At 45.2% G+C, this 3782-nt stretch carries 1 protein-coding gene; it reads right to left on the bottom strand.

The window, feature by feature from the left end; all coding sequences use genetic code 11:
* A partial coding sequence (locus QZY09_RS01385) for a beta-ketoacyl synthase N-terminal-like domain-containing protein (RefSeq protein ID WP_295667204.1) occupies positions 1-3782 on the bottom strand: 3782 nt, incomplete at both ends.

The raw sequence follows: 3782 nt of genomic DNA, 5'->3' as shown, positions 1-3782 counted from the left end.
TGCCGTCTATATCCCAAACACGCGCCCCTTTTGAACGGTTTACCACCAATGGATAAACGATCTCTTTCGTTAATGGCCTGAAACCGCTTACTACGCGGGGATCGGCCATGTACGCGCGGTGCTGTTGCGTATAGGCCTTGCTTGAGCCTGTTTTTTTGTTATACCGAACAGTCAGTTCGCTTAAAAATGATTGCTGTTTTTCAGTTAAACCCTGTACCTGTTTTTCGATCCTGGCAGTTGCGCCAAATGGTTTTTTAACTTCAACCTGTTCTTCGGGCGTAAGATCGTACTGAATTTTCGATACTACAGGTGTTGCCACTAATGGCGCTGCAGGTGGCGATTGACTTACTGACGCACTGGCTGGTGTGTTTTGTAATGCCGACAGTTGCGAAGCAAGCATTTGGATCTGTTGTGCTATCAGATCCAACGCCGGGTTAGCGGCCTGGGCAGGAGCAGCAGTTGGCGCTGATATTGCCGGAGCGCTGTAAACCGGTTGTTGGTAACTGCTTACGGGTGTTGCCTGCGGTTGATATGCCCCCGCTGGTAAACTGGCATCCAGGTATTCGGCAAGGGTTTGAATGGTATTATAATCCTCAAACAATTTCCTGAACGTGATAGGCACATTAAACTCTTTTTTAAGGTTGGTTGCTATCTGCGTAAGCAAAAGGGAATCAAAGCCGATCTCCACAAAATTTACATTTGTAGCGGCTGAATCTATTTCAATGCCCGAGGCGTCTTCAAATAGCTCCCTTAGTTTTTCAGTTAGTAATTCTTGTCTCATCAGTGGAATTTCAATAGTTATATTTTCTTTTTCTAATTCGGTTTGTAGTGTTTCAATGGCTGGAGCGTTTATTTGCTGGGGTAGGGCCGCTTCAAGCCAGTATCGTTTTTTATCAAAAGCATAGGCCGGTAAATTCAGCTTCAGTCTTTGTTGGCCGTGGTAAAAAGCTTTCCAATCCGGCTCGATTCCATTTAACCATATTTGGCCTAACGCCCTTAATACGGAATAATACTCGGTAGTTGTTTCATTTTTTTCAAAACCTGGTAATATTGGTGTCGATTTATTAACTACCTGCTGCTTTGAAAGCGTTGCAAGCACTGTTCCCGGCCCCACTTCAAGCAATAAACGGCCTTCACTATCCTGCAGGGTATCTACTGCATCGGCAAACCTTACCGTTTTACGCAAATGCTGCGCCCAGTAGGATGGATCGGTAGCTTCTGCTTCACTCATCCATTTACCGGTAACTGTTGATACTAAAGGCTTTACAGGAGGATTCAATTTCAGGGTTTTCACGACCTCCTCAAAAGGCTTAACAATTTCATCCATCATGGCAGAGTGGAAGGCGTGGCTGGTATGCAGCAAACGACCCGGAATTTCAATTTCTTCCAGTTTCGATGCAAATGCTTCAATCAGTTTATCCGGACCGGCAACCACACATAGTTTATTGCTGTTGATGGCGGCAATGCTCAAACCTTCAGGCAAAATAGTTTGTAGCTGTCTTGCATCAGTTCTGACAGATAGCATACTGCCTTTTTCAACCTCGCTTACCATCCTTGCTCGGGTGGATATCAACATCAACGCATCTTTTAAGCTAAATACTCCTGCAAAATGCGCCGCCACAAATTCACCAATACTATGCCCGGTGAAAATGGTAGGCTCAATGCCCCAACTCATCCATAGTTTGGCCATGGCATATTCCATAATAAATATGGCGGGCTGGGTATAAAAAGTGTTTTTTATTTTTTGTGCCGATGTTTCATCTACTTCCGAAGGATAGATCACGTCCATGATCTGTGCCTGCGGTGTATCTTTTAGTAATCCGATACATTCCTCAACTGACGCCTTAAAAACAGGTTCATTATCATACAATTCCCTGCCCATATTCACATATTGCGAACCCTGGCCGGGGAACATAAATACAATTTCGGATGCTTTTGAGCTGAGTTTTTTATAGGATGAAGCGTCAATATTTGTCGAAGCCAATTTGGCCGGGAGATCTTTGCTGTCGGCTGCGATCACAAACCGGCGCTGGTTGAAATCAGCCCGTGTATTTTGTAAAGTGTAAGCAATATCAGCTGCATTAACTTCAGGGTGCTCTTCAGTAAAACCGGCAAGTTTTCTAGCATAATTGCCCAAACTGGTTTCGGTTTTTGCTGACCAGGTGATCAGCGATTGCGGTTTTGCAATGCCGGATTCTACGGGCGCATTTTCAAACTCTTCTAAAACGACATGCACATTGGTACCACCTACGCCAAATGAACTTACACCGGCGCGGCGTTTTCGATCAGCCTCCCAATTTTTTAAGCTGGCATTGATATAAAACGGACTATCGTCCAGTTTGATGTTTGGATTGAGTTTTTTGTAAAACAAAGTCGGCGGGATTTGCCTGTAATGTAAAGCAAGTACAGTTTTTATCAACCCTGCAACGCCCGAAGCAGCAGTTAAATGCCCTAAATTGCTTTTTACCGAACCTATGGCGCAGAATTGTTTTTGCAGTTGTTCGCCAAAAGCAAGGTTAAGCCCCTCAATTTCAATCGGGTCGCCTAATGGTGTTGCTGTGCCGTGCGCTTCTACGTAACTAATGGTCGACGCTTCAATGGCGGCATCGTCAATCGCCATGGCAATTGCGCCAGCCTGCCCTTCAGCACTTGGGCCACCGAAGCTGCCTTTGTCGGCGCCATCATTATTAATGCCGACACCTTTAATTACGGCGTAAATGGTATCGCCGTCGCGTTTCGCATCTTCTAAACTTTTTAAAAGTACTGCTCCTGCACCATCACTAAAAACGGTTCCGGTGGCTTCAGCATCGAACGGCTTGCAATGGCCGTCTTTGCTCATAATGGAACCCTCCTCGTAAAAATGCCCGCTTTTTAATGGCGAAGTAATAGAGGCTGCACCAGCCAGGGCAATATCACACTGCCCGTTCCTGATGCTGCTCACCGCCTGGGCGATGGCTAACAACGAGGTAGAACATGCCGAATAAATGGCTACTGCCGGCCCCTTCAGGTTCAACTGGTAAGCTGTCCGGGTAGCGATATAATCTTTTTCGTTTAATAATCTTACGTTGAACTGCCCCACCCGTTCAACTATTTCCGGATGGGCCAATACATTATTGGTAAAATAGGTATTGTATCCAGTGCCTGCGAAAACGCCCACTGAGCCATGAAATCTTTGTGGTAAATAACCGGTGTTTTCCAGGATCTCCCATGCAATCTCCAAAAACAAGCGCTGCTGCGGGTCCATCATCTCGGCAGATCGGGGGTTAAAGCCAAAAAACTCGGCATCAAACTCATCTGCCTTTTCAATTACCCCACGCGCTTTAACATAAGTTGGGTCACTTTTTGTGGTTGATGAGATGGATGGATCAAGCTCCGCATCACTAAAAAAGCTGATGGTTTCGCGGCCTTCGGTAAGCATATCCCAAAATTCATCAATAGTATTGCTGCCCGGGAAACGGCCCGCCATGCCAATAATGGCTATGTCCCGATTAGTACCATTATTGTTATTCTTTTTTTCTTTTGTTGATACAACTGTTGCTTTATTCGCGCCGCTTAACAGTTTTGCAACGCCGCTAACGGTTGGAAATTGGTATAACTTGGTAATAGGCACTTCGTACCCAAATTGCTGTTTTAAAGCTGCAACAGATTTTAATGCAAGCAAAGAGTTACCGCCCAGTTGAAAAAAGTTGTCATCAACCCCAATTTTGTCCAGCAACAAAAGTTCCATCCAAATATGGGTGATATTTTTTTCGAAAGGAGTAGTCGGTGCTTTGTACAAAGTA

The organism is uncultured Mucilaginibacter sp. (assembly GCF_903913935.1).
In the GTDB taxonomy this organism is placed as follows: Bacteria; Bacteroidota; Bacteroidia; order Sphingobacteriales; family Sphingobacteriaceae; genus Mucilaginibacter.
Note: the sequence above shows the minus strand (reverse complement) of the source record. Positions and strands in the feature narration are given on the sequence as shown.